8 protein-coding genes are annotated in these 5,453 nt (G+C 40.8%); 4 read left to right on the top strand and 4 right to left on the bottom strand.

What is annotated here, in order from left to right; all coding sequences use genetic code 11:
* Positions 1-487 (bottom strand): helix-turn-helix domain-containing protein (locus BM278_RS17910; RefSeq protein ID WP_143093491.1); only part of this gene is annotated, 487 nt, incomplete at its 3' end.
* Between the two features lie 480 nt (positions 488-967).
* A complete protein-coding gene (locus tag BM278_RS17905) occupies positions 968-1,363 on the bottom strand; it encodes a DUF6809 family protein (protein WP_090952433.1) in 396 nt (131 codons plus the stop codon).
* Positions 1,364-1,544: 181 nt separating this feature from the next.
* Between BM278_RS17905 and BM278_RS17900 the strand changes: the two genes are divergently transcribed.
* From BM278_RS17900 to BM278_RS17885, 4 genes are all read left to right on the top strand, one after another.
* On the top strand, positions 1,545-1,769 hold the full coding sequence (locus BM278_RS17900; RefSeq protein ID WP_061579629.1) for a helix-turn-helix domain-containing protein: 225 nt from the start codon (positions 1,545-1,547) through the stop codon (positions 1,767-1,769).
* Positions 1,770-1,860: 91 nt separating this feature from the next.
* Positions 1,861-2,187 (top strand): transposase, encoded by a 327-nt coding sequence (locus BM278_RS17895; protein ID WP_090952430.1) that lies wholly within the window; start codon positions 1,861-1,863, stop codon positions 2,185-2,187.
* The gene (locus BM278_RS17890) at positions 2,184-3,068 is read left to right on the top strand and encodes an IS3 family transposase (protein ID WP_090952427.1); all 885 of its coding nucleotides are present in this window, start codon (positions 2,184-2,186) and stop codon (positions 3,066-3,068) included. The genes BM278_RS17895 and BM278_RS17890 overlap by 4 nt, the downstream gene beginning before the upstream one ends.
* 247 nt (positions 3,069-3,315) lie before the next feature.
* Positions 3,316-3,957 (top strand): type II toxin-antitoxin system PemK/MazF family toxin, encoded by a 642-nt coding sequence (locus tag BM278_RS17885; RefSeq protein ID WP_061579630.1) that lies wholly within the window; start codon positions 3,316-3,318, stop codon positions 3,955-3,957.
* A 239-nt stretch (positions 3,958-4,196) separates the two neighbouring features.
* On the opposite strand, the gene BM278_RS17880 is transcribed toward BM278_RS17885, so the two are convergent.
* On the bottom strand, positions 4,197-4,466 hold the full coding sequence (locus tag BM278_RS17880; RefSeq protein ID WP_090952424.1) for a hypothetical protein: 270 nt from the start codon (positions 4,464-4,466) through the stop codon (positions 4,197-4,199).
* Positions 4,467-4,478: 12 nt separating this feature from the next.
* Positions 4,479-5,333, bottom strand: a complete 855-nt coding sequence (locus tag BM278_RS17875; RefSeq protein ID WP_090952419.1) for a tyrosine-type recombinase/integrase — start codon at positions 5,331-5,333, stop codon at positions 4,479-4,481.
* Between the last annotated feature and the right edge of the window lie 120 nt (positions 5,334-5,453).

Here is a 5,453-nt window from a genome sequence, read left to right as displayed (position 1 = left end):
TAGCGGAACTTTTTGTTCCGGTAGTAGCGGAACTTTTTGTTCCGGTAGTCGTCTTTTTCGGTTCTGTTTTCCAATAAATTTTCTCGGTTGGCTTGGCATCTGGAAGGCGTGATTCTCCTGCTAATTCCAATACTCGATCAATCAGCGGCTTTAGGTTGTAAACGGCATTTTGTCGTTTACCATCCACGTAACGATAGCCGATCTTGATAAGTCCTTTTTTCTCTAATCCGTCTACAATTTTGCGGACGGCACGTTCAGAGATCCCACCCAAGTATTTTCCGAGTGTTTCTTGCGAAGGATATGGATCACGGGAATCGTGTTTAAAAGTGGCCAAAACGCAAATAAACTGAAATTCTTTCGGTGTCATTAATTCCGATGCATAGCGGATGATTAGGTTCGGAATAGGAGTAAACCCTTCGTCGAGAATCGGTGTCCCCCAGATAACTTCAACATGTGTCATTTCTTTGTTAAATCCGTCATTAAACATAAAAAAATCCTCCCCTTGTTCTTCTCTCTATAGAAACGGGCAGGATAAGGCACTAAAGGTAATATTCGGTTTAAAAAAACAGATAGAATGCTATTGTTTTTTTGACTCTATCTGCACTATAATGAAAATATGCAAAAACCGAATAAATGGGCATAGTAGTGCCTTATACCTGCAGCGTCACGCACCAAGGGCGGCCAACCCAGCGTGGCGCTTTGTCCTTTTATATGCATATTATAGCACTGTCTAAAAAGGATTGCAGACAGATTTTTGCAAATTCCTTATTGCAGGAGTCGAAATTTGAACTAATGTGAGAGAAAAAGGGGAACGCAACTTTGCGTTATCCCCTTTTCAAATGGTATAATACATGTGCCTGTTTTTTATTGGAAAGCCGTAGTGTCCCCAACACTGCGGTTTTCTTCATTTTCAAGCGGTTTGATCTCTGGAGCGAATGAAACAAGAATGAGTTTACCCATTTTACCATCATTCCTCCGTATAATCCGCATAACTAGTGAAGGAGAGCAATTTCAAATAACGATAGCCATGGATGAACCCCTCAACGAAATGATCTTCTGCTTCAGCTGCCATAAGAGCATACAACTCGTCAGTAAAGTCTTCGAGAAGCTGTTTTTCTTGCTCATTTAACACACTTTCCAATGCTTTGTACTTTTCCTCAACGGCCAAGCGGCGCTCCTTGGTGTACTTGGAAGTCGCTATATTATTACCTTCACGCGCTAAAACCTCAATAGCAACACCTTTAAGCACTTCCACCATGCCGGCATCGTAACAAGCTGCTCCAAATTTAAGGGCATAATCAAGACTTACTCGATGCGATTTAGCGATTTCTGCAATCTTGCCGGCTGTAACCATAGTGTCCATAAAATCTCCCCCCTGTTTACCAAAAAATGATTAAATCTCTATTCATTCCCTATGATACGACGAAATATTCGTCGAGTCAACGAAAAAACAATGAATATTTTACCTTTTTAATCAAATATTTGTTATTTCGATGTTATAATTGTCGTTGAATGAAAATATTGGAAAGGGGACAAGGGGAACTATGAAAAGAGAAATTGTCTTAAATGATACAGATCTCAAACGCGCATTGAAGATTATGATGGCAGAATCCGATATTGACAGCATGGCTGCCGTGGCCAGAAATTTGAACATCAAAGAAACAACTTTCCGATCAGCTATCAATAACAATTCTCTTCGAGTGGCTGAACTTGTCAGGATATGTGAAATGATGGGATATGAGCTTGTGATGCGAAGTAAAAACCAGTAAAAAATCATCCCTCATGTTGATATTATCCCTCTAGTGTAGACAGTTGGGAAAATGCCCATACTGTCATTAAAAACACTGGAGGGATTTGTTTATGTTCGAGAACAAGCAAACACCGAAAGGGAAGACCACTTATTCCGTGGAGTTTAAATGGAGGGCTGTCCAGATGTACATCGAAGAAGGATGGGGATATAAGCGGGTATGCCAAGAGTTAGGGATTCCCTGCACGAAAACGATCAGACTTTGGGTAAAACGTTACCATGAACATGGTCTAAAAGGGCTCGAAGAACGGCGCGGGACATCCAAGTCTCCATTCAAGGGAAGGCCTCGAAAAAAAGAGTGCAGTTTAGAGGAAGAGAATCGAAGACTGAAAGCAGAGAATGATTATTTAAAAAAGTTACGAGAGCTGGCAAGGAGGTGAAACCGAAAGAGCGGTTCTCGATCATTCAGGAGTTATCCAACACCTATCCGATTGCCTGGCTATGCCAACTGGCCGGTGTGTCAAGAAGTGGATACTATCGATGGGTGAACCGGCAGGGAATCGTCACAGAGAAGCAAAAGGAAAATGAACAAATCAAACAAATGATCCTCGAATGCCATCAAAAGGTCAATGGGATCTATGGATACTACCGCGTGAAGGCATGGATCAAACGAAATTATGGGAAGACCGTGAATCATAAGCGAGTGTACCGACTGATGAAAGAGTTGGGGGTTCAGGCCAAAATCCGTCGAAAAAAGCCGAAGTATAAAGCGGGAAAGGAGAATATCGTAGCGTCGAACGTGTTAAACCGTGATTTTGCGGCCACTGCAGCCAACCAAAAATGGGTGACGGATATTACCTATGTGCCATTTCAAGGAACCTATTTGTATCTGTCTGCTATTAAAGATTTGTACAACAATGAAATCATTGCGTATCGCATCAGTCGTTCGAATGACTTAAAATTGGTGATCGAAACTGTCAAGGATGCCATCAAAAAACGGGATGCGCGAGGAGTCCTTCTCCATAGCGATCAAGGCTCCCAGTACACATCCCGCCAGTACCATCAACTGCTGAAGGCTCATCATATCATTCCTAGTATGTCCAGAAGAGGAAACTGTTTAGACAATGCCTGCATGGAAAATTTTTTCGGGCATTTGAAATCGGAAATGGTGGACCTTCCCACCTTTGAAACGGAAGAGGAAATGATCGAGGCGATCGATCAGTACATGTATTTTTATAATTATGAACGGTGCCAGAAAAAACTAGACTACCTCAGCCCAGTGGAATACCGAATTGCCCAAGCAGCGCAGACGAACGGCTGAGAATGTCTCCTTCTTCAGCTTGCCAACGATGAAGTGGAATGAAGGAGACGTTGTCAAGTGCTTTCCTTGACAACGTTTCCTCATTCCACTATCCTAACAAGCAGCTGAAGAAGGTGGGTATTTTTCACACTGTCTACTTGACAGGGATATGTTCATGTAAAGGATGGTTTTTTATTTCAAATAACCACGAAATATGTCGTTATATGGTAAATTAAAATCAAAAAATAGGTCTAGGGGGCTGAATTTAGTGTCAGAGAAAGAAAAACAATCCGACAAAGAAAGGCTATCCGACAAAATTGATACAGTATTTGCAGCATTAAAGCAGGAACTTATGTATTTCCACGATAAAGATCCGGAATATGCGGAGAAAATGGTGGATTGGTTTCTAGAAGTGGCGATTAAAAACCATATTATCCATCGGTATAAAAACGATCCAAGCAAAAAAGACAAGGAAATGGTACGAAGAAGACGTGCTAGGGTATATTACATCGATTTTGGCGTAAATGTCGGTTCTGAATTCAATTATCCTCATTTTTGCGTTGTAGTAAAAGAGTTTAAATATCACGCGCTCGTAGTTCCACTCTCCAGTCTGGATGAAGATGATACACAAAGCTGGAAACTCGATGAAGAAAATATGTGCGTTGAGATAGGAGAAATTAAGGACCTCCCATTCGAAAAGCCGAAAACTTACGCTTTAGTTGGTAAAATGAGAGAGGTTAGCAAACAACGTTTAAGCGATTATAGGCATCCAGAAACAAAAGAATTCGTTAAGTTAAAACTCACTGACGATCAAATGGACAAAATTGACGAAGCAATCATCAAGTTATGTACAAAGAATAAAAAAGAAGAGACGAAGGATAAAACAAATTTGCAGGATCAGAAGGATTGATTATAAGTACAATTAAAACGCACTTAAAGCTACTTAAAGCTACTCAAAGTTACTTAAAATTACTTAAAACGATTAAAACGTATTGCTTTTTCAGTAATATTTTATTACAATATGGACATAAGAATAAATGAAGGCTCTAACGCCGACTTGAATTTTAAAGGCCTTTGCGCCGACTTGAATTTAATAATATTGCCCTTAGCGGCCTAAAAGGAAAAGCCGTCCCGTTTGTGGACGGCTTTTTACGTTTTATTCGTTTTCCCTTCCAACTTGTCCGCGATCGCGAACAGTTCTTGCTTGATCTGCTTATTTAACTCAATCGGGACATGTACTGTCGTTTTTTTGTCAATGATGAACGAGAAAGGCTCATCTTCGTCAATAAGTCGTGCTATCGAACGTAGTCCAGCAGCTTTGAAGCGGCCTTCTAACATAAATCCGGCAATACTGCGCATATAAAAAGCGTCGCCCACAAAATTCCCAACAATGATTTTGAATTGATCGTTCACAGACATTCTTTTTCCTCCTCACAATTGATTCATTTTCCGAATAAGCTCTTCTTTCGTCGGGTTTGTATATAACAGCGTCGTGTGAATGTTGGAATGGCCCGCCTGATTCGCGACCTCGTGAACACTCATCCCGCTATGGATCGCATGAGAACAAAAGAAGTGCCGCAAATCGTGCGGAGTAATATCCTTGCCGATGCGTTCCGAGTACTCTTTAAACAGTTTATTGACGGTTGTACGGTCCAAACGTTTATTGCGATTGCTAACAAAAAGGTATTCACTATCAATTCCTTTTTCTTTCCGTTCCTTCAACCATGACTGGAGAGCGGATTTAACCTTGTCGTTCATAAATACCACTCGATACTTATCTCCTTTGCCGCTTCTTACCGTGATTTCTCTGGAAACAAGGTTGAAATCGCTCATTTTTAGGTTGAGCGCCTCGGAAATCCGCAATCCGGCATACGCCAAAAGCGTAACTAACGCATAATTGCGTTTATTGCCGCTATCCAGTACCAACTGCCGGAATTTCTCGACATCTTTTAGTTCCACTTTGGCCAACGAAGCGTATTGTTGTTGCACCTTCATGTAGTCCTTTTTTGTTAGGACCATATCCCGCTGCACTTTCGTTTCGATCAAAAACTCATTGAATTTGACCAAAGCATTTAACTTCGTATTGATCGTCTTCGGCTTGGCATTTTTGACGGTTCGCAGGAAGGAAATGTACTCTTGGACGTTTTCGCGATGAAGCTGTTTAAATTCCACTCCTTTAGATTCATCAAACCATTTCAAAAACCCTTCTACCGACTGCAAATAGCCTTTAATGGTGTTTTCGCTTTTCCCTTCTTCCCGTAAATAGCGTTCGAATTGTTCCAGCATTCCCCTCACCCCATATAAACTATGTTGAATTTATTTTATGCGCATCCGCTGTAAACTATGTTGAATTTTTTGTCTTAATTCTAACATCATCATCATCATTTTTCAACATAGTTTATATTT

Origin of the sequence: Parageobacillus thermantarcticus (genome assembly GCF_900111865.1) — a bacterium.
In the GTDB taxonomy this organism is placed as follows: Bacteria; Bacillota; Bacilli; order Bacillales; family Anoxybacillaceae; genus Parageobacillus; species Parageobacillus thermantarcticus.
The sequence above is the reverse complement of the archived record's forward strand: the minus strand, read 5'-3'. Positions and strand labels throughout refer to the sequence as shown.

Coding starts and splice junctions, on each gene's coding strand:
- BM278_RS17905 (WP_090952433.1), bottom strand. CDS start 1,363: ATGGACACTATGGTTACAGCCGGCAAGATTGCAGAAATCGCTAAATCG.
- BM278_RS17900 (WP_061579629.1), top strand. CDS start 1,545: ATGAAAAGAGAAATTGTCTTAAATGATACAGATCTCAAACGCGCATTG.
- BM278_RS17895 (WP_090952430.1), top strand. CDS start 1,861: ATGTTCGAGAACAAGCAAACACCGAAAGGGAAGACCACTTATTCCGTG.
- BM278_RS17880 (WP_090952424.1), bottom strand. CDS start 4,466: ATGTCTGTGAACGATCAATTCAAAATCATTGTTGGGAATTTTGTGGGC.
- BM278_RS17875 (WP_090952419.1), bottom strand. CDS start 5,333: ATGCTGGAACAATTCGAACGCTATTTACGGGAAGAAGGGAAAAGCGAA.